Annotated in this window: 18 protein-coding genes; 8 read left to right on the top strand and 10 right to left on the bottom strand. The window is 68.5% G+C overall.

What is annotated here, in order from left to right; all coding sequences use genetic code 11:
• Positions 1-103 precede the first annotated feature (103 nt).
• The 3 genes from HRJ34_RS06420 to HRJ34_RS06410 are packed head-to-tail and all read right to left on the bottom strand — an operon-like array spanning position 104 to position 2,204.
• Positions 104-652 (bottom strand): VOC family protein, encoded by a 549-nt coding sequence (locus tag HRJ34_RS06420; RefSeq protein WP_208633632.1) that lies wholly within the window; start codon positions 650-652, stop codon positions 104-106.
• Positions 653-660: 8 nt separating this feature from the next.
• On the bottom strand, positions 661-1,416 hold the full coding sequence (locus tag HRJ34_RS06415; protein WP_208633631.1) for an SDR family oxidoreductase: 756 nt from the start codon (positions 1,414-1,416) through the stop codon (positions 661-663).
• A gap of 2 nt (positions 1,417-1,418) precedes the next feature.
• Positions 1,419-2,204, bottom strand: a complete 786-nt coding sequence (locus HRJ34_RS06410; protein WP_208633630.1) for an SDR family NAD(P)-dependent oxidoreductase — start codon at positions 2,202-2,204, stop codon at positions 1,419-1,421.
• A gap of 178 nt (positions 2,205-2,382) precedes the next feature.
• On the opposite strand from HRJ34_RS06410, the gene HRJ34_RS06405 reads away from it, so the two are divergent.
• Together HRJ34_RS06405 and HRJ34_RS06400 are read left to right on the top strand one after the other, a co-directional pair.
• Complete coding sequence (locus tag HRJ34_RS06405; RefSeq protein WP_011951615.1) at positions 2,383-2,862, top strand: 2,4'-dihydroxyacetophenone dioxygenase family protein; 480 nt, start codon at positions 2,383-2,385, stop codon at positions 2,860-2,862.
• A gap of 133 nt (positions 2,863-2,995) precedes the next feature.
• Entirely contained in the window at positions 2,996-4,624 is a 1,629-nt protein-coding gene (locus HRJ34_RS06400) for a long-chain fatty acid--CoA ligase (protein ID WP_208633629.1), read from the top strand.
• 4 nt (positions 4,625-4,628) lie between these two features.
• On the opposite strand, the gene HRJ34_RS06395 is transcribed toward HRJ34_RS06400, so the two are convergent.
• Positions 4,629-5,723: a helix-turn-helix transcriptional regulator gene (locus HRJ34_RS06395; protein ID WP_208633628.1), complete on the bottom strand. Its 1,095-nt coding sequence runs from the start codon at positions 5,721-5,723 to the stop codon at positions 4,629-4,631.
• A gap of 239 nt (positions 5,724-5,962) precedes the next feature.
• Between HRJ34_RS06395 and HRJ34_RS06390 the strand changes: the two genes are divergently transcribed.
• Positions 5,963-8,173, top strand: coding sequence for a TonB-dependent receptor (locus tag HRJ34_RS06390; RefSeq protein ID WP_226949072.1), 2,211 nt, complete (start codon positions 5,963-5,965; stop codon positions 8,171-8,173).
• 126 nt (positions 8,174-8,299) lie between these two features.
• On the opposite strand, the gene HRJ34_RS06385 is transcribed toward HRJ34_RS06390, so the two are convergent.
• Entirely contained in the window at positions 8,300-8,770 is a 471-nt protein-coding gene (locus HRJ34_RS06385) for an Lrp/AsnC family transcriptional regulator (protein WP_011951611.1), read from the bottom strand.
• A 125-nt stretch (positions 8,771-8,895) separates the two neighbouring features.
• Here HRJ34_RS06385 and HRJ34_RS06380 point away from each other — a divergent pair, with 125 nt between their 5' ends.
• From HRJ34_RS06380 to HRJ34_RS06360, 5 genes are all read left to right on the top strand, one after another.
• Positions 8,896-10,101, top strand: a complete 1,206-nt coding sequence (locus HRJ34_RS06380; protein ID WP_208633626.1) for an amino acid aminotransferase — start codon at positions 8,896-8,898, stop codon at positions 10,099-10,101.
• A 19-nt stretch (positions 10,102-10,120) separates the two neighbouring features.
• Positions 10,121-12,199 (top strand): transketolase C-terminal domain-containing protein, encoded by a 2,079-nt coding sequence (locus HRJ34_RS06375; RefSeq protein ID WP_208633625.1) that lies wholly within the window; start codon positions 10,121-10,123, stop codon positions 12,197-12,199.
• 14 nt (positions 12,200-12,213) lie between these two features.
• Entirely contained in the window at positions 12,214-13,482 is a 1,269-nt protein-coding gene (locus HRJ34_RS06370) for a dihydrolipoamide acetyltransferase family protein (protein ID WP_208633624.1), read from the top strand.
• Positions 13,483-13,587: 105 nt separating this feature from the next.
• Entirely contained in the window at positions 13,588-14,166 is a 579-nt protein-coding gene (locus HRJ34_RS06365) for a TetR/AcrR family transcriptional regulator (RefSeq protein WP_016745191.1), read from the top strand.
• 166 nt (positions 14,167-14,332) lie between these two features.
• Positions 14,333-15,343 (top strand): acyltransferase family protein, encoded by a 1,011-nt coding sequence (locus HRJ34_RS06360; RefSeq protein ID WP_208633623.1) that lies wholly within the window; start codon positions 14,333-14,335, stop codon positions 15,341-15,343.
• Between the two features lie 7 nt (positions 15,344-15,350).
• On the opposite strand, the gene HRJ34_RS06355 is transcribed toward HRJ34_RS06360, so the two are convergent.
• The 5 genes from HRJ34_RS06355 to paaB all read right to left on the bottom strand — a co-directional run bounded on the left by HRJ34_RS06355 (position 15,351) and on the right by paaB (position 18,811).
• The gene (locus tag HRJ34_RS06355; protein ID WP_208633622.1) at positions 15,351-16,130 is read right to left on the bottom strand and encodes an enoyl-CoA hydratase-related protein; all 780 of its coding nucleotides are present in this window, start codon (positions 16,128-16,130) and stop codon (positions 15,351-15,353) included.
• Positions 16,123-17,199: a 1,2-phenylacetyl-CoA epoxidase subunit PaaE gene (paaE, locus tag HRJ34_RS06350; RefSeq protein ID WP_011951604.1), complete on the bottom strand. Its 1,077-nt coding sequence runs from the start codon at positions 17,197-17,199 to the stop codon at positions 16,123-16,125. The genes HRJ34_RS06355 and paaE overlap by 8 nt, the downstream gene beginning before the upstream one ends.
• Positions 17,200-17,260: 61 nt before the next feature.
• Positions 17,261-17,761, bottom strand: a complete 501-nt coding sequence (paaD, locus tag HRJ34_RS06345) for a 1,2-phenylacetyl-CoA epoxidase subunit PaaD (RefSeq protein WP_029994678.1) — start codon at positions 17,759-17,761, stop codon at positions 17,261-17,263.
• Between the two features lie 5 nt (positions 17,762-17,766).
• Positions 17,767-18,519 (bottom strand): 1,2-phenylacetyl-CoA epoxidase subunit PaaC, encoded by a 753-nt coding sequence (paaC, locus tag HRJ34_RS06340; RefSeq protein ID WP_030092771.1) that lies wholly within the window; start codon positions 18,517-18,519, stop codon positions 17,767-17,769.
• A gap of 7 nt (positions 18,520-18,526) precedes the next feature.
• Positions 18,527-18,811, bottom strand: a complete 285-nt coding sequence (paaB, locus tag HRJ34_RS06335; protein ID WP_011951601.1) for a 1,2-phenylacetyl-CoA epoxidase subunit PaaB — start codon at positions 18,809-18,811, stop codon at positions 18,527-18,529.
• Between the last annotated feature and the right edge of the window lie 16 nt (positions 18,812-18,827).

Here is an 18,827-nt window from a genome sequence, read left to right as displayed (position 1 = left end):
AAAGCTGGGATATCCCTTCCTTTTCCGCTGCTTGCGGGAGGAGGTGGCGAAGAGGAGGGAGATTCCAGCTTTCGCTGGAATGACGGGTGATGGGGCGCGGGGGCTAGGCGCCCAGTACGCGCACCGGGTCGCTGCCGTCCCAATTCTCCGCCGCCGTCTTCATCATCGTGAAGAAGGCCTCGGTCTTGTCGGTCATCTCGATCAGCTCGATCATGCCGGGCAGCGCGTCGCTGGTGTCCATATAGGCGGCGCGGGCGCCGACCCCGGCGACGCCGTACAGCGCCATCTCATGCCCCAGCGCCTTGTAATGCGCGACGTCGGCGTCGAAGTCGCGGCAGGAGACGCCGAAATGGTGGAAGCCCCAGCCGCGCTTCGCCTGCACCTCGGTATAGACCGAGGGCGTCTCCCAATTGTTCTGCTGGATCAGTTCGACGCACATCGAGCCCGAATAGGTGAGGGCGAGGCTGACGTCGAACTCCGACGGCCGGCCGCGATACTGCGCCTCGAACAGTGGGAAATGGTCGATGACGAACCAGGGGCCGGTCTTCAGCCGCGCGCGATATTGCTCGATTGCCTGGCGGATGTCGGGGACGATATAGGCCATCTGCATGATGCCGCCCATCGGCTGGCCGAAGTCGAGGATTTGATCCATGGGATTCCCTAGTTGGTGAGGCTCATGCCGCCGTCGACCACCAGCGAGGTGCCGGTGACGAAGCGGGCTTCGTCGGACATCAGGAAGAGCACGCCGTTGGCGATGTCGACGGCTTCCTGCCATTTCTTCATCGGCACCTTGGACAGGAAGGCCTCGGCCGCCTGCGCCTCGTCGAGGCCGTGCTCGGCGGCGGTGCGCGCGATCAGTTCGTCGTGCATCGGGGTGCGGACCTGGCCGGGATGGACGCTGTTGCAGCGGATCGCATGGCCCTGCTCGCAGCAATGGAGCGCGACCGAGCGGGTGAACTGCATCACCGCCGCCTTCGACGCGCCATAGGCCGACAGGAAGGGCGTCGGCACCAGCGCGCCGATCGACGACATGTTGACGATCGCGCCGCCGCCGGCCGCCGCGATGGCGGGGATCGCATGCTTGCAGCCGAGGAACACGCCCTCGACATTGACCGTGTAGATGCGGCGCCAATCCTCGGCCAGCGCGCCCTCCGGATCGGGCGGGCCCTTGCCGTCGGCGATGCCGGCATTGTTGACGAGGCCGTCGAGCCGGCCGTTCGCCCTGACGACGTCGGCGATCAGCGCCTGCCACTGGCCCTCGTCGGTCACGTCCTGGCGGATCACGCCGTCGCCGCCCGCTATGTCGGTGCGGACCACGGTGGCGCCTTCCTCGGCCAGCCGCCGCGCGATCGCCGCGCCCAGCCCGGCGGCCGCACCCGTGACGATGATGACCTTGCCCGAAACCCGTCCGCTCATGTTCAGCCTTTCGAATGGGCGCTGGTGGGGCCCGCCAACTGGGCCCCGTCGATGACCAGCGCATGCCCGCTCATCATCGCAGCTTCGTCGGAGGCCGCGAAGAGGATGGCGTTGGCGATGTCCTGCGGCGTCGCGATCCGGCCGATCGGCACGAGGCGCGCCATCGCGTCGACCATCGCCTGCCGTCCGCCGACCGCATCGGCGATCGGATCGAGCATCTCGCTGTCGACATAGGTGGGATGGACCGAGATGCAGCGGATCGGCAGGCCGCGTTCGGCGCAGAACAGCGCGACCGACTTGCTGAGCGTCGTCACGCCGCCCTTCGACCCGCAATAGCCGGCGACGTCGGCGATGCCGACCAGCCCGGCGAGCGAGGAGACGTTGACGATCGCGCCGCTGCCGCCGCTGGCGGTGATCGCGCGGATCGCCGCCTGGCAGCCGAGCATGACGCCGGTCAGGTTGACCGCGATCATCCTGTTCCACTGGTCCATGGTCAAGTCGAGGATCGTGCCCGGAAAGCCGATCCCGGCGATATTGGCGAGGATGTCGAGCCGGCCAAAGCGATCGACCGTGCGCCGCGCGGCATCGGCCCAGGCGGCTTCGTCGGCGACGTCGAAGGCGATCGCCATCGCCTGCTCGCCGATCTGGGCGGCGGTGCGCGCGGCGCCGGCCGCGTCGATGTCGGCGACGGCGACGCGGGCGCCCTCGCGGGCGAAGGTCAGCGCCGTCGCCCGGCCGATGCCCGACGCGCCGCCGGTGACGATCGCGATCTTGTCCTTCAGGCGCACGGCCCCGCTTCCTCCCGCTTCGTTGATCCGGGCCGAGGCTAGGCAGCGGGCGGGGAGGGGCAAATAGCGGGAACCACTCAGGCCGGCGAAGGCGGCGGGCGTAGGTGTTCCCCGTCATTTCCCGTGCCGGACGATGCGGCCACTGTGGCCGGGACAACAGCCATTAGGAGACGTGACCATGGTGCTGCTCACCAAGGGCGACAGCCCCGATATCGCCCAGACCAAGCTCCACCGCCCGGCCTTCCATGACGTCGGCAAGCTGCCCTGGCTCGATTGGGTGATGCCGGAGACCTGGTTCAAGCTGCTCAACGTCAATGCGCTGACCGGCGGCTTCACCCTGCTGCTCAAGGTCGGGCCCAGCAACGAGGCGCCGGTCCACGGCCATATCGGCGGGGTCGAGGGCATCCTGCTCGAAGGCGGCTTCGGCTATGGCGAGGATCGCGGCCGCGCGGGCTGGTATGTCCGCGAGGCGGGCGGGATCAACCATATCCCCGATACCGATCCCGACGGCATGGTGATGTTCGCCACCGTCAACGGCCCGCTGGTCGGCTATAATGCCGACGGCAGCGTCGCGGCGATCGTCGACGCCAAGCTGATGTACGAGATGGCGGTGGCCGGCAACGCCGCCGACCATATCGACAAGCCCGCCGACTGGTGAGTGTTTCCTCTTCGTCATCCCGGCGAAAGCCGGGATCTCCCTGTCTTTCCGCGCCTCGGACGGAGGGAGCGAAGAGAAATGAGATCCCGGCTTTCGCCGGGATGACGCGGTCATTTACCACGAAGGCCCCGAAATGCTCGGACTGATGCAGGATCGGCCGCTGCTGATCAGCGGCCTGCTCGCCCATGCGGCGGCGGCGCATCCGCGGCGGGCGATCCTGTCGCGGGTCGTCGACGAGCCGCTGTGGCGCTACGACTATCATGGGCTGGCGGCGCGGGCCGCGCAGGCGGCGCATATGCTGCGGCGCTTCGGCATCGGGTCCGGCGACCGGATCAGCTCGCTCGGCTGGAACGGCCATCGCCACATGGAGCTGATGTTCGCCGCGCCGGGGATCGGCGCGGTGCTGCACACCGCCAACCCGCGCCTGACCGACGAGCAGATCGCCTATACGATCGACCATGCCGGCAGCTCGATGCTGTTCTACGAGCGCAGCTTCGCCGATCTCGTCGAACGGCTCGCGCCGCTGCTGCCCGCCGTCCGCCATTATGTGATGTTCAGCGACGAGGAACGCACCGTCGCCGGTTCGGTCGGCGCGCAGAGCTGGGAGGTGCTGCTGGCGCGCGAGACGGCGGCGTTCGACTGGCCGCTGCTCGACGAGAAGGCGGCGGCCTTCCTCTGCTACACCTCGGGCACCACCGGGCATCCCAAGGGCGTGCTCTACTCGCACCGCTCGACCGTGCTGCACGCGATGGCGGCGAGCCTCGGCTCGGCCTTCGGGCTGGGGGCGTTCGACTGCATCATGCCGTGCAGCAGCTTCTACCATGCGACCGGCTGGGGCCTGCCCTTCGCGGGCGCGCTCAACGGTTGCGCCTTCGCGCTGCCCGGCGACCGGATGGACGCGGCCAGCCTGCACGAGCTGGTCGAGACGGCGGGCGTCACCTTCACCTGCGGCGTGCCGACGATCTGGACGATGTATCTCGATCATCTCCAGCGCAGCGGGGCGGGGACCGGTAAGCTCGACCGCATCGTCATCGGCGGATCGGCGGTGCCGCGCGCGATGGCGGAACGGTTCGCGCGCGACCATGGCGTCCGGGTGCTCCAGCTCTGGGGCATGACCGAGCTCAACCCGGTCGGCGCGGTGGCGACGCCGACCCCGGCGCTCGCCGAACGGGGCGCCGATCATGTCGACGACGTCATCTGGACTCGGCAGGGCCGGATGCAGTTCGGCGTCGAGCTGAGGATCGTCGGCGAGGATGGCGCGGCGCTGCCGCATGACGGCGAGAGCGCGGGCGCGCTCATGGTGCGCGGCCCCTGGACGATCCGGCGCTATTTCCGCGCGGAGGAGGACGCCGCCGACGCCGATGGCTGGTTCGACACGGGCGACATCGCCACGATCGACGGCGACGGCTTCCTGCGCCTCACCGACCGCGCCAAGGACGTGATCAAGTCGGGCGGCGAGTGGATCAGCTCGATCGATATCGAGAATATCGTCGTCGGCCTGCCCGGCGTGCGCATCGCCGCCGTCGTCGGCGTCCACCATCCGAAATGGGAGGAGCGCCCGATCCTGGTGATCGAGGCGCACGACGGCGCGATGGTGACAGCCGAGATGGTCCGTACCTTCCTGACGCCGCGGATCGCCCGCTGGTGGATGCCCGACCGCATCCTGTTCGAGGCGGTGCCGCTCACCGCGACGGGCAAGATCGACAAGAAGGCGCTGCGCGCCCGCCACGCCGTTTGTCTGGCGGCGGAACCGGCGGCCTGACTAGCTAGTGGATCTGGAGCAGCCGCGACAGCAATTGCGTCCGGCTGCCGACCCCGACCTTGCGGTAGATCGAGCGCAGATGATTCTCGCCGGTGCGCAGCGAGATGCCCAGTTCCTGGCTGAGCGACGCGTTGCACTTGCCCGCCGCGATCCGCGACACGACCTCGGCCTCGCGCTCGGTCAGCCCGAATTTGCGGCAGGCGCCGTCGATCGCGTGATGCTTGCCCGCTCCGTTGGTGACGACCAGATGGAACAGTCGTCCGTCGGCCGAATGGAAATTGCGGATCTCGACCTCGACCGGCTTGGGCATGTCGGCGCGGAAGGTGAGCGCGCCGCCTTCGCTGCGATCGCAGCCGAGCAGCTTCTGCTTGATCTCGCCGAGCAGCGAGGACCCCCGGCTGTCCGCGCCGCCGACGCCGATATCCTCCATGCCGCGCGCATTGGCGTTGCGGATCACCAGGTCCTCGTCGAAGATCAGGAAGCCGAAATCGTTGCCGGCCTCCTTCGCCGCCATCGCGATCGTCTCGGACAGGGTGATAGCCTCCTTCGCGGCAAGCACGTAGAGCACCGAGCGGAGCGCGGGCCCCAGCCGCTCGAACCAGCCGATCTGATCGGCCGAGAAGGCCGGATCGTCGAGCCGGCGGTGGAAGCCGACGCAGGCGAGCTGGGTCTCGAAGGCGGTGTTCATCGGCAGGACGAAGGCGACGACATGGCCGACGTCGAAGGGTTGCAGGAAGCTGCTGCCATAATAGCTGTTCTGCTCCAGGATGCGCTTGAACGATCCGGTCAGCATGTTGGGCAGCGGGCGCTTGGGATCGTCGAGCCAGTCCATCGCCGGGCGCATGACCGGATCGAGCTTGTGGAACTCGTCGAGGTAGACGCCGACCGATCCCGGCTTGTGGCCGACATAGCTGTGCGCGCCGAAATGGCGGTCGCCGAGCGGGGAGGCGAACATCTGGATGAAGACCGCGCTGGTCGCGCCGAGCGCGTCGACCAGCGGCTCGAGGATGTGGCCGCCGATGTCGTCGAGCCCGTCGCAGGACAGGATCTTCTCGTAGAGGCTGGCCGACGGGGCGGAGGTGAAACTCTGCTTCGACATGGTCGTCTTCGTTCCTCCTCCCTCGTCGCTGGGCCGTCTGGCGCGGCCTGCGGCGGCGAACCGCCTTCGATAACCGGGGTCGGTTCTACGCCGCCACGGGCCTTGCGTCCATGTCGTTGCACCTTCAGCGGGTGAGTATTTCCCGTCATAGGCAGCGCACCCGCCCCGATGCAGATAGGCTCCGTTCCAAAAAGGTGCCGGCCTGTCGTCGTGGTCCGGCCTATCGGGGAGAGGCAAGAGTGTTCAAAGACAGCATCGGGGCGTTCCGTTCGGCGGCCTGCGGCTTCGCGCTGGCCGTCGCGGGCCTGTCCATGCCCGCTTTCGCGCAGGACAGGGCGGCACCGGCCGCCGACGACGCGGTCGACGAGATCGTCGTGACCGCGACCCGCCGCGCCGCGAACGTGCAGGATATCGGCATCGCGGTGACGGCGCTGGGGGGCGACCGTCTGACCGAGCTGGGCCTGCGCAACTCGACCGACCTGGCGGCGATGACGCCGGGCCTGCAGTTCACCGCGCCGGGCGGCCCGCCGGTCGCCGGCCTGATCTCGATCCGCGGCGTTTCGCAGAACGACTTCGCCGGCCATATCGAGCCCGCCAACGCCTTCTATGTCGACGAGGTCTATCAGCCCTCCAACGCCACCAGCGTGCAGGAGCTGTTCGACGTCAGCCGGGTCGAGGTGCTGAAGGGGCCGCAGGGCACGCTGTTCGGCCGCAACGCGACCGGCGGCCTGATCCACGTCATCACCAACCAGCCGACCGACGAATTGAACGGCTTCGTCGACGCGACCTATGGCAGCTACGACCAGTTCCGGGTCGAGGCGGCGGTCGGCGGCCCGCTGGGCGAGGGCGTCTCGGCGCGCATCGCGGTGCTCAAGAACAAGGCCGACGGTTATATCAAGAACGACATCGGTCCCGACATCCTGGCCAACGACACGCTGGCGGCGCGCGGCCAGGTGAAGATCGAGCCGAACGACCGGCTGACCGTCAACCTGTTCGCCGACTGGTACAAGATCCGGCCGGTCGCGACCGGCGGCGCGATGATCACCGGCGCCGCGCAGGACGCGGACGGGCTCGGCGTGCTGCTGCCGCCCGGCTCGCCGACCGGCTTCGGCTATGTCGACGCCGACGGCGATCCCTATACCGGCTCGTTCAACTTCGCGGGCCGCTTCACCCGCGAGACCTGGACGGTCGGCGGCAAGATCAACCTCGATCTCGGCGGCGGCTATTCGCTTGCGACCGTCACCAGCTACCAGAGCCTCGACAGCGAATATGCGGCCGACAACGACTTCTCGCCGATCGACATCGGCATCTTCGGGCAGAACGCCAAGGCCAAGCATTTCACCCAGGAAATCCGCCTGATCGAGGATGAGGGCGCGTTCCGCTGGACCGCCGGCCTCTATTATCTCAACATCAAGGGCGACTATTTCCAGGGCTTCAACCTGCCGGCCTTCGGCACCTATCCGCGCGCCGACTACAGCGTCGACACCCAATCCTACTCGGCCTTCGGGCAGGCGGAATATGACCTGACCGAGCAGCTCAAGCTGACCGCCGGTATCCGCGTCACCCGCGACGAGAAGAAATATTATTACTCGGAGGTCTGCACCGGCCCGCTGTGCCCGGTCTTCATCGCGCCGGGATCGCTCGCCTCGGCCGGCGTCACCACCGACAAGCATGGCGAGACCGGCGTCTCCGGCCGCCTCGCGCTCGATTACAAGCCTAATAGCGACACGCTGCTCTATGCGAGCATCAATCGCGGCTACAAGGCGTTCAACTACAATGCCGGCTTCGTCGGGCAGGCGCCGCTCACCGGCTTCCGCTTCAAGGGCGAGAACCTGATGGCCTATGAAGTGGGCGGCAAGTTCGAGTTCTTCGATCGCCGCCTGCGGCTTAACGGCGCCACTTATTATTACGACTATTCGGACTATCAGGCGTTCGACCAGCGTGGCTTCAACTTCACGCTCTTCAACACCAGCGCGAAGATGTACGGCGCCGATTTCGAGCTGTCGGCGCGGCCGGGCATGGGCTTCCAGTTCGATGCGGGCCTGGCGCTGCTCCACACCAATGTGAAGGGCATCCCGATCGGCACCCGCCTCGTCGACCGCAAGGCGCCGCAGTCGCCCGACTATACGATCAACCTGGCCGCGACGAAGCGCTTCGACCTCGGCTTCGGCCAGTTGAGCGGGACGATGAACGCGATCTACACCGACGACTTCTACGCCCAGCTCACCAATGCGCAGGCGACCCTGATCAAGGGAAGCTGGCTGGCCAATGCGCGGGTGTCGCTGAAGTTCGCCGACAGCGGCTTCGAGCTGGCGGGCTTCGTCAACAACCTGTTCGACAAGGCGCGCAAGACCTTCGCCTTCGACGTCTCGGCCCCGCCGCTCGGCGGCTCCTACGGCACCTACGCCACCCCGCGCTGGTTCGGCGTGCAGGCGCGGTACAGCTTCTGAGGCCTCCCAACTTCACCGTCGCCCCTGCGAAGGCAGGGGCCCATGTCTCTCATCAGCCAGATGCCATCCGGGAGACGACAGACATGGATGCCAGCCTTCGCTGGCATGACGGGGGAGGTGGGGAAGTCACACCGCGATCGCGGTGGTCGACTTGATGCGCTTGAGCGCGAAGTGCGACGCCGAATGCGCCACCGCCGGCTGGGCGAGCAGGCGGCGCATCAGGAAATCCTCATATTCCGCCATGTCGCTGACGGTGACGCGGATCTGATAGTCCCACTCTCCGGACATGGAGAGGCATTCCATCACCTCCTCGCGGCCGACGATGAAGGATTCGAACGCCGACCGGCTCTCGACGTCGTGCGCCTTCATCCGCACCTGGCAGACCACGTCGAGCGTCTTGCCGATCGCCTGCGGGTTGAGCAGCCGGACGGTCGGGCCGAGCACGCCGGCCTCCTCCAGCGCCTTCAGCCGGCGCCAGCAGGACGCGGGGGAGGACCCTACCTCTTCGGCCAGCGCCGCCTGGCTGATGTCGGCGCGGCGCTGCAGCACCCGGAGCAGCTTGCGGTCGATCGAATCGAGCTGAACTTTTTCCATCATCAAATCCGATAATGTGAAACGCTGATTTCATATCTGGCGTTATCATGCCTAAGTTTGAACGACATCTTTCGGCTGCATGCGATAAAAAATCCACAGGAAATGCATGTCCGAAGGAGCGGCCGACGATGATCACCCTCGACGAGACGACCGTGGCGCCGCCGCGCGCGCTGTTCGGCCGGCTCGAGCTTCAGCCTTCGGACTCGCTGCTGGCTCTGATCGGCCTCTATGCGGCCGACCCGCGCGCCAGCAAGATCGACCTCGGCGTCGGCGTCTACAAGGACGAGGCCGGGCATACCCCGGTGTTCGCGGCGGTGAAGGCCGCCGAGGCGAAGCTGCTCGCCGAGCAGCCGACCAAGGCCTATGTCGGGCCCGAAGGCGATATCGGCTTCTTCGAGGGGCTGGCGCCGATTGTGTTCGGCGACGCCGCGCCGCGCGCCCGCCTCGCCGGTCTCCAGACCCCGGGCGGCACCGGCGCGCTGCGGCTGGGCGCCGAGCTGATCGCCCGCAACAATCCCGATGCGGTCATCCATGTCGGTGGCCCGACCTGGCCGAACCATGCGCCGATCTTCGCGGCGGCGCGGCTCGCGCTCCGCCAGCACCGCCATATCGACCTGAACACGCAAGAACTGTGCTTCGACGATGTCCTCGCCGCGCTGCAAACGGCAGTGCCGGGCGACGTCGTGCTGCTCCACGGCTGCTGCCACAACCCGACCGGCGCCGACTTCACGGCCGACCAGTGGGAGGCGCTCGGCGCGTTGATGGCGAAGCGCGGGCTGCTGCCCTTCATCGACCTCGCCTATCAGGGCCTCGGTGCGTCGATGGACGAGGATGCCGAGGGCGTCCGCATCGTCGCGCGCCACTGCCCGGAGCTGCTGGTCGCTTATAGCTGCGACAAGAATTTCGGCCTCTATCGCGAGCGGGTCGGGGCGCTGTTCATACTCGCCGCCGAGCCCGAGGCGGCCGCCGTCGTCCAGTCGAACCTGCTGAGCCTCGCCCGCGCCAACTGGTCGATGCCGCCGGATCATGGCGCGGCGGTCGTGCGTTTGATCCTCGAAAGCGCCGAGCTGCGCGCGCAATGGCTGGCCGAGCTCGACGAGGTCCGCGCCCGCATCGCCGCGATGCGCGCCGGGCTCGCCGCGCTCGATCCGGCGCTGGCTTTCATCGGGCGGCAGAAGGGCATGTTCTCGACCCTGCCGCTTTCGCCCGACCAGGTGAAGGCGATGCGCGAGCGGCACGCCATCTACATGGCCGGGTCCGGCCGCATCAACATCGCGGGCCTCACCCCCGCCAAGCTCGCCCCGCTCGCCGCCGCCTTCGCGGCGGTCCGCTGACCGAAGACGGAGTTTCCCCATGGCCACCGCCGCGCTCAAGCAGCCGCTCCGCAACGCCCCCGACGATAATGTCGACTGGAAGCGCGTCGCCTATCTCGTCCACCTGTCGCGCGCGCTCGACAAGATGGAGGAGACCCGGCTCGTTCCCGAGAAGGAGGTGCTCTACCAGTTCTCGGCGCGCGGCCACGACATGGGGCAGATCCTGCTCGGCTGCCGGCTCGACAATCCGCAGGATGCGAGCTGCGGCTATTATCGTTCGCGCCCGCTGCTGCTCGCGCTCGGCGTCGACGTGGCCGACGCGCTCGGCTCGGCGATGGGCCGCGCGGGCGGCTATTCGGACGGCCGCGACATCGGCGTGGTGTTCAACTTCCCCAACCCCGACGGCGCCTCGGCCCTGCCGATGTGCGGCGGGGTCGGCGCGCAATACACGCCGACCGCCGGCTGGGCGCAGGCGATCGAATATTACCGCACCGTCGTGAAGGACCCCGCCTATGACAAGGCGCTGGCGGTCGTGCTCGGCGGCGACGGTTCGGTCGCATCGAACGGCTTCTGGGCGGCGCTGACCATCGCGACGACGCAGAAGCTGCCGATGCTCTTCTACATCGAGGACAACGGCTTCGGCATCTCGGTGCCCTCGACCTTCCAGACGCCGGGCGGCAACATCGCCGCCAATCTGGGAAGCTGGCAGGGGCTCGAGATATTCTCGGGCGACGGCACCGACCCGGCCGAGGCCGCGCGCCTCGTCGACGCGGCGACCGCCTATGTCCGCGACCGGCGCGCGCCCGCGATGCTGCGGCTGACCGTGCCGCGCCTCCAGGGCCACAGCTTCCAGGACACCCAGACCTACAAGTCGTCCAACGTCGTCGAGGCCGAATGGGCGCGCGATCCGCTGCCCAAGCTCAAGTCCTACCTGGTCCCCGCTGTGCTGAGCGAGGCCGAGTGGGACAGGTTGCAGGGCGATGCGCAGGCCGCCGCCGAAGCCGCCTGCGAGGAGGCGCGCGCGCGCCCGGTCTCGCAGCCCGAAAGCGTGATGAAGAACGTCTTCTTCGAAGGCGAGATGCAGGCCGAGGGTGGCATGGCGCTGCACGGCTATGTCGCGCCCGCCGCGACCGGGGAGCCCAGGCCCGAGGGGCAGCGGATCAACATGGTGACCGCGATCCGCCGCACCCTCGACCATGAGCTGTCGATCAACGACAAGGTCGTGCTGTTCGGCGAGGATATCGGGCCGAAGGGCGGCGTCCATGCGGTGACGCTCGGCCTCCAGGAGAAATACGGCACGGAGCGGGTGTTCGACACCTCGCTGTCGGAGGAGGGCATCATCGGTCGCGCGGTCGGCATGGCGCTCGCCGGGCTGATGCCGGTGCCGGAGATCCAGTTCCGCAAATATGCCGAGCCGGCGACCGAGCAGATCAACGATTGCGGCACGATGCGCTGGCGCACCAACAACCGCTTCGCGGCGCCGATGGTGGTTCGAATCCCGGGCGGCTTCTTCAAGTGCGGCGATCCCTGGCACAGCCAGACCAACGAGGTGGCGTTCGTCCACAATCCCGGCTGGAAGGTCGCGGTGCCGTCCAACGCCGAGGATGCGGTCGGCCTGCTGCGCGCCTCGCTGCGCGGCAACGATCCGGTGATCTTCTTCGAGCATCGCAACCTGCTCGACCTCGCCTGGGCGCGGCGGCCCTATCCGGGCGACGATTTCGTGCTGCCGTTCGGCCAGGCGAAGTTCACCAGGCAGGGCAGCGACATCACCATCGTCACCTGGGGCGCGATGGTGCCGCGCTGCGAGGATGCGGCCGCGCACGTCTCGGCCGACGTCATCGACCTGCGCACGCTGATGCCGTGGGACCGCGAGGCGGTGCTGGATTCGGTTCGCCGCACCCGCCGCTGCCTGATCGTGCACGAGGATCTCCAGACCGCCGGCTTCGGCGCGGAGATCGCGGCGGTGGTCGCCGACCAGGCGTTCATGGACCTCGACGCGCCGGTCGCGCGGGTGACGATGCCCGACATTCCCAGCCCGCATAATCCGTTGCTGCTCGATTGGGCGGTGCCGTCGGTCGAGCGCATCCGCGCGAAGATCGACGAACTGATCGCGTTCTGATCGAGGGGGCAGAGATGGGATATATCGATATTTTCGTGCCCGCCGAGCAGGAGGGCACCAAGGCGATCGTGCGGAGCTGGCTCCGCAATGTCGGCGACCGGGTCGAGGAGAATGATCCGCTGGTCGAGTTGGAGACCGACAAGGTCACCCAGGAAGTGCCCGCGCCGGCCGCCGGCGTGATCGCCGAGATCCTGTTGCAATCCGACGCGGAGGCCGAGCCTGGCGCTTTGCTCGGCCGCCTGAAGGTCGGTGACGAGGCGGCGCAGGACGCGGGAGTCCCGGCCGCTTCCGGGGATGCCGGGGCCGAGCCTGGGGAGGCGGGGTTCGCCCCGGCTCCGGCATCTTCCCCGGCGCCGGCCGCGCCGGGCGACAAGAGCATGGCGCTGGCGCTGTCCCCTGCGGTGCGCCGCGCCGTGCGGACGCACGACATCGATCCGGCGACGATCACCGGCACCGGCAAGGCGGGGCGGATCACCCGCGCCGACGTCGACAAGGCGGTCGCCGAGCGAGCCGCCGCGCCGGCTCCCAGGCCTGCGCCGGTTCCCGCCCCGGCCGCCGCGCGTGACGAGGCTCCCGCATCGGCGGGCGGCGTGCGATCGATCCCGCACGATCGGATGCGCCTGGCGATCGCCCAGAACATGCTCAACAGCGTGACGGTCGCTCCGCACGTCACGGCGATGTTCGAATGCGACTTCACCGCGATCATGGCGCATCGCCGCAAGCACAAGGCGGCCTTCGCGGCGGAGGGCGCGAACCTGACCTTCACCGCCTATTTCATCGCGGCCTGCGTCGCGGCGATGAAGGCGGCGCCGGCGATCAACAGCCGCTGGCACGACGACCGGCTCGATATCTTCGACGACGTCAACATCGGCATCGGCACCGCGCTGGGCGACAAGGGGCTGGTGGTGCCGGTCGTCTCGAAATGCCAGGAGCTGTCGCTGCTCGGCATCGCCAAGCGGCTGACCGAGATGGTCGAGCGCGCCCGCGCCAACAAGCTGACCCCGGCCGACATGCGCGGCGGCACCTTCACCATCTCCAACCATGGCGTGTCGGGATCGCTGTTCGCGACGCCGATCATCATCAACCAGCCGCAGTCGGCGATCCTCGGCATCGGCAAGACCGAGAAGCGGGTCGTGGTGCGCGAGGTGGACGGCGTCGACACGATCCAGATCCGGTCGCTCGCCTATGTCTCCCTGACGATCGACCATCGCGTGGTCGACGGGCACCAGACCAACGGCTGGCTCTCGGCCTTCGTCGAGACGCTCGAAAACTGGCCGTCGTGAGGGAGGGCCGATAGCGATCGCCATCACCGGTGGATCAGCGCGGTTGACGTGCCGCCAACACCCGCTAGTCCGTTCTTTCGCATTGGAAATGGCAACGGGGCGATAATGGCGCGGACGCAGGCGGCCGATTATGAGGAACGACGCGAGGCGATCGTCGAGAAGGCGGCCGAGCTGTTCGCCGAGCGCGGCTTCCTGGGCGCGTCGGTGTCGGACATCGCCAAGGCCTGCAAGACCTCCAAGTCGTTGCTCTACCATTATTATCCGTCGAAGGAGGACGTGCTCTACGCGGTCATGGCCTCGCATATCGACGGGCTGGTGGACAGCGTCGAGACCGCGATGGGCGAAGCCGGCGCGGCGCGCGATCGCCTGCGCCGGCTGCTGCGGCTGTTCATGGCCGATTATGTCGGCGCGGCGTCGCGGCAGAAGGTGTTGCTGAACGAGCTCGACAACCTGCCGCAGGACCGGCGCGCGGCGATCATCGCCAAGCAGCGCCGCATCGTCGACACGGTGCAGGCGCTGCTGGTCGAGATCGATCCCGCGCTCGCCGGGGACAAGGGCGAGGCGCGGGCGCGGACCATGCTGCTGTTCGGCATGATCAACTGGACCGGCAACTGGTACGACCCCGCCGGCCCGCTCAAGCCCGAGGCGATCGCCGACCGCGCCTTCGACCTGATCGCGGGGTAAGGCAAAGCCCATGCCAGTCATGCCGGCGGAGGCCGGCATCTCGGGCGTCTCCTGCGGCAACCTTATCTCTTTTCCTCCCGAGATCCCGGCCTCCGCCGGGATGACGCGTGGGAAGAATGGGGTGCATCCGTTGGCTTTCGATTCCGGTCCGCTCTAAACCTCAGCCATGCGGAAGCTGCTGGGTCTCCAATATCTGCGTGGCCTTGCGGCGGTGGCGGTGGTGCTGTTCCACGCGGCCGGGCGGTCCGGGCTGAACTTCCATGCCGGCGAGGCCGGGGTCGACCTGTTCTTCCTGCTCAGCGGCTTCCTGATGGTCGCGATCAGCGGGCCGGAGACGCGCCCGATCGCCTTCCTCGCCGACCGGGTCCGCCGGATCGTCCCCGTCTACTGGATCGCGACCAGCGTCATGCTCGCCGCCGCGCTGGCCGGCGCCTTCCCCAAGGTCCGGCTGGAGGCGGACCATGTCCTCGCCTCCTATCTGTTCCTGCCCTGGACCTCGCCCAGCAACGGCCATGTCTGGCCGCTGCTCGTGCCGGGCTGGACGCTCAACTTCGAAATGGCCTTCTACCTGTTGTTCGCGGCGCTGCTGCCGCTCGGCCGGCAGGTCCGACAGGTCGCGGCGCTGACGCTGCTGTTCGCCGGGCTGGTGACGCTGCGGCCGCTGCTCGATCCGACCAGCGCGCTCGCCACCTTCTACACCGATCCGATCCTGCTCGAATTCGCCGGCGGTTGCTGGCTCGGCATCCTGTGGAAGCGTCCCGGCGACTGGCCGCGCTGGCTGGGCTGGGGAAGCGCGCTGGTCGCGCTGGCGGCGGTCGGCTGGGTGGCGTTCCACGCGCCGCAGCTCCCGCGTGCGATCGGCTTCGGCATCCCCGCCGCGCTGCTGCTGGCGAGCATATTGGCGCTCGAACGGCGCGCGGCGATCGGCGAGTGGCGGCTGCCGTTGCTGCTCGGCGACGCCAGCTATTCGATCTATATCTGGCACACGCTCGCCATCTCGGTGACGATCCGGATCGGCTGGCGGCTCGGCCTTCCGCAGGCGCCGACGATCGCGCTCGGCATCGTCGGCGGGATCGCCGCCGGCCTGATCGGCTATCTGCTGATCGAGCGGCCGATCCTCGCCTGGTTCTGCGAGCGGCGCACTGTCCGTGGGGTGCCGGTTCCGGCGGGCCCCTGAGCGGAGGCTATCTGCCCTGCCAGTCGGGCCGGCGCTTCTCGCGGAAGGCGGTGATGCCCTCGGCTTTGTCGGCGGTGCCGAGCAGCTTGAGGAAGCGGACCCGCTCGCTGCGCAGATGCGCGGCCTCGTCGAGATGCTCGGCGTCGCGGATGCTCGCCTTGGCGGCGCGCAGCGCGAGCGGCGCGCGCATCGCCAGCTTGGCCGCCAGCGCCAGCGCGTCGTCGAGCGCCTGTCCCTGTTCGGCGAGGCAGGCGACCAGGCCGATCGCATGCGCCTCCTCCGCGCCGATCGGCTCGCCGGTCAGCACCATGTGCATAGCCCGCGCCTGGCCGATGCGGCGGGGCAGGGTGGCGGTGCCGCCTGCGCCCGGGATGATGCCCAGATTGGTTTCGGGCTGGCCGATCTTCGCGCCCTTCGCCGCGACGACGATGTCGGCGCACATCATCAGCTCCGCCCCCGCGCCGAGGCACCAGCCCTCGACCGCCGCGACGAGCGGCTTCGAGAAGGAGCGGATCGCCGCCCAGGCGATGTAGCGCGGCGTCTCGATCGGATCGCCGGCCCCGCTCGCGAGCAGTTCGTCGATGTCGGCGCCGGCGGCGAACAGCGTGTCGCTGCCGGTGATCACCACCACGCGCACGTCCTTGTCGCCCTCGGCCGCATTGATCTCGTCGGCGACTGCGCGCAGCAGCGGGGTCGTCAGCGCATTGCGCCGTTCGGGATGGTTGAGGCGGATCAGCACCACGCCCCCGGCGCGGCGCTCGACGATCAGGGTGCGGGGATCAGGCATCGAAGTTGAGTTCGACGTCGTCGGTCAGCGGCACCGCCTGGCAGGTCAGCACATAGCCGGCGGCGACCTCCTCCGGCGCGAGGCCGTAATTCTGCTTCATCGTCACCTCGCCCGACACCACCTTGGCGCGGCAGGTGGCGCAGACGCCGGCCTTGCAGGCGAAGGGAGCAGGCATGCCGGCGGCGCGCGCATTCTCCAGGATCGAGCCCTTGTCGGCGTCGAAGGTAACGGTGCGGCGGCGGCCGTCGAGGGTCAGCTTGACCTTCAGCCCTTCCGCCTTGCGCTCCAGCTCGCGCGCGGCGGCAAGCTGGGCTCCGGTCATCTCGCCGACCGTGAAGCGCTCGATCAGGATGCGCTCGCCGGGCACGCCGGCCGCCTTCAACCCGGCCTCGACCGCGTCCATCATCGGCCCCGGACCGCAGATGAACGCCGCGTCGATGGCCGCCGGGTCGATCAGCGGGCCGAAGATCTCGGCGGTCTTGGCGGTGTCGAGCCGGCCGTTGAACAGGGTGATGTCGTCTTCCTCGTCCTCGAGGAAATGATAGACTTCGAGGCGGTCGAGGAAGCGGTTCTTCATCGCCGCGATCTCCTCGAGGAACATGATGCTGCTGCTCGCCCGATTGCCGTAGAACAGGACGAAGCGGCTCTTCGGCTCCTCGCGCAGCGCGGTCTTGAGCAGCGACAGGATCGGCGTGATCCCCGATCCGCCCGCGAAGCCCGCATAGACGGCGGAACGATCGGGATCGAAGGTCCAGGTGAAGCTGCCGTGCGGGGGCATCACCTCCATCGTCTGGCCGGCGGACAGCGTCCGGTTGGCCCAGGTCGAGAAGACGCCGCCGTTGATCTGCTTGATCGCGACCCGCAGCTCGCCTTCATGCGGCGCGGCGCAGATCGAATAGTTGCGGCGGATGTCCTCGCCCTCGATCTCGGTGCGCAGGGTCAGGTGCTGGCCGGGGGTGAAGCGGAACGCATCGCGCAGCTCGTCGGGCACGGTGAAGCGCAGCGACACCGCGTCGTCGATCTCGCGCCGGACCTCGGCGATCTGGAGGGCGTGAAAGCCGCTGGACATATCTACTTCCTTTTCCCCCGGGCCGGGCCGCGCATCCCGCGTCGGCCTCGTCCCATCAACGTCAATGGCATTTGAACCGGTCGAACGGCTCGTGGCAGTCGGCGCATTTCCAGAGCGCCTTGCAGGGCGTCGAGCCGAAGCGGCTGACCTCCTGCGTGTGGGTCGATCCGCAGCGCGGGCATTCGACGATGTCGGCGCCGCGCAGCGACCGCGCCTCGGCCCCCTTGGGCGGCGGCGCGATGCCGTAGGCGCGCAGCTTCTCGCGCCCCGCGTCGCTGATCATGTCGGTGCTCCACGGCGGCGACAGCACCGTGCGGATCGCGACGTCTTCCATCCCCGCCTCGTCGAGCGCGACGCGGATCGCCATCTCGATCGCGATCGTCGCCGGGCAGCCCGTATAGGTCGGCGTGATGATCACGCTCGGCCCCTCCGGGTCGACGCCGCGCACGATGCCGAGCTCGACGACCGACACGGCCGGGATCTCGGGATCGGGCACCTCGGCGAGGACCGTCTCGATCCGGTCCCGCAGCGCTTGTTCCGACAGGGCGGCTCCGGCGGCCATGCTGCTTACCAGGCGGCTTCCGGATGGGCGCGCGGGAGCTGCTGCATCACGCCCAGCAGGTGCGACAGATGCTCGGTGTGCCGGCCCTCGCGGCCCGCGCCGACCTGCCAGACCGGCTCGGCGGCGGGCAGGGTGGCCTCGGCCAGCACCTCGGCGACGCGCGCGTCGAACGCCGGGCGGAGCGCCGCCCGGTCGACGAGCACACCCTGGTCGATCAGCGCGCGCTGCTCCGCGTCCACCGCGAACATGTCGTCGATGAAGCGCCAGAACCAGTCGAAGCCGTCGACCATGCGCTGGTGGCTCTCCTCGGTCCCGTCGCCCAGGCGGATCACCCAGTCGGCCGAGATGTCGGCATGGTAGCGCACTTCCTTGACCGCCTTGGCGGCGATCTCGGCGATGCGCGGGTCGGTCGATCCGACCAGCCCCTCGAACAAGGCGAGCTGATAGGTCGAGAACAGGAACTGGCGCGCCATGGTCTGGCCGAAGTCGCCGTTCGGCTGCTCGACCAGCAGGCAGTTGCGGAACTGCTCGGCGTCGCGGTGGAAGGCGAGGCGGTCGGCGTCGCGGCCCTTGCCCTCGACTTCCCCGGCATAGCCGAGGAACAAGGTCGCCTGGCCCATCAGGTCGAGGCCCAGGTTCGACAGGCTCAGGTCGACCTCGACGCTCGGCGCCTGGCCGCACCACTCGCAGAGGCGCTGCGCCAGGATCAGGCTGTCGTCGCCCAGTTCGAGCAGGCTGCGGAAGAGAATGTCGCTCATCGCGCCCTCACATGTGCTTCACGGCGTCGGGCAGCTCGTAGAAGGTCGGATGCCGGTAGATCTTGGTCTGCGCCGGCTCGAACAGCTCGCCCGACTGGTCGGGGTCCGACGCGGCGATGTCGGTCGACTTGACGACCCACAGGCTCACGCCTTCCATGCGGCGGGTATAGGTGTCGCGCGCGTGGCGCAGCGCCATCTCCGCGTCCGGCGCATGCACCGAACCGACATGGCGATGGTCGAGCCCGCCGCGGGCGCGGACGAACACTTCCCAGAGCGGCCAATCCTTGCTCATCTCTTTCCTTCCTTCT

Source organism: Rhizorhabdus wittichii (genome assembly GCF_017607425.1).
Taxonomy (GTDB): Bacteria; Pseudomonadota; Alphaproteobacteria; order Sphingomonadales; family Sphingomonadaceae; genus Rhizorhabdus; species Rhizorhabdus wittichii.
Note: the sequence above shows the minus strand (reverse complement) of the source record. Positions and strands in the feature narration are given on the sequence as shown.

Coding starts and splice junctions, on each gene's coding strand:
- HRJ34_RS06420 (WP_208633632.1), bottom strand. CDS start 652: ATGGATCAAATCCTCGACTTCGGCCAGCCGATGGGCGGCATCATGCAG.
- HRJ34_RS06415 (WP_208633631.1), bottom strand. CDS start 1,416: ATGAGCGGACGGGTTTCGGGCAAGGTCATCATCGTCACGGGTGCGGCC.
- HRJ34_RS06405 (WP_011951615.1), top strand. CDS start 2,383: ATGGTGCTGCTCACCAAGGGCGACAGCCCCGATATCGCCCAGACCAAG.
- HRJ34_RS06400 (WP_208633629.1), top strand. CDS start 2,996: ATGCTCGGACTGATGCAGGATCGGCCGCTGCTGATCAGCGGCCTGCTC.
- HRJ34_RS06395 (WP_208633628.1), bottom strand. CDS start 5,723: ATGTCGAAGCAGAGTTTCACCTCCGCCCCGTCGGCCAGCCTCTACGAG.
- HRJ34_RS06385 (WP_011951611.1), bottom strand. CDS start 8,770: ATGATGGAAAAAGTTCAGCTCGATTCGATCGACCGCAAGCTGCTCCGG.
- HRJ34_RS06380 (WP_208633626.1), top strand. CDS start 8,896: ATGATCACCCTCGACGAGACGACCGTGGCGCCGCCGCGCGCGCTGTTC.
- HRJ34_RS06375 (WP_208633625.1), top strand. CDS start 10,121: ATGGCCACCGCCGCGCTCAAGCAGCCGCTCCGCAACGCCCCCGACGAT.
- HRJ34_RS06370 (WP_208633624.1), top strand. CDS start 12,214: ATGGGATATATCGATATTTTCGTGCCCGCCGAGCAGGAGGGCACCAAG.
- HRJ34_RS06365 (WP_016745191.1), top strand. CDS start 13,588: ATGGCGCGGACGCAGGCGGCCGATTATGAGGAACGACGCGAGGCGATC.
- HRJ34_RS06360 (WP_208633623.1), top strand. CDS start 14,333: ATGCGGAAGCTGCTGGGTCTCCAATATCTGCGTGGCCTTGCGGCGGTG.
- HRJ34_RS06355 (WP_208633622.1), bottom strand. CDS start 16,130: ATGCCTGATCCCCGCACCCTGATCGTCGAGCGCCGCGCCGGGGGCGTG.
- paaE (WP_011951604.1), bottom strand. CDS start 17,199: ATGTCCAGCGGCTTTCACGCCCTCCAGATCGCCGAGGTCCGGCGCGAG.
- paaD (WP_029994678.1), bottom strand. CDS start 17,761: ATGGCCGCCGGAGCCGCCCTGTCGGAACAAGCGCTGCGGGACCGGATC.
- paaC (WP_030092771.1), bottom strand. CDS start 18,519: ATGAGCGACATTCTCTTCCGCAGCCTGCTCGAACTGGGCGACGACAGC.
- paaB (WP_011951601.1), bottom strand. CDS start 18,811: ATGAGCAAGGATTGGCCGCTCTGGGAAGTGTTCGTCCGCGCCCGCGGC.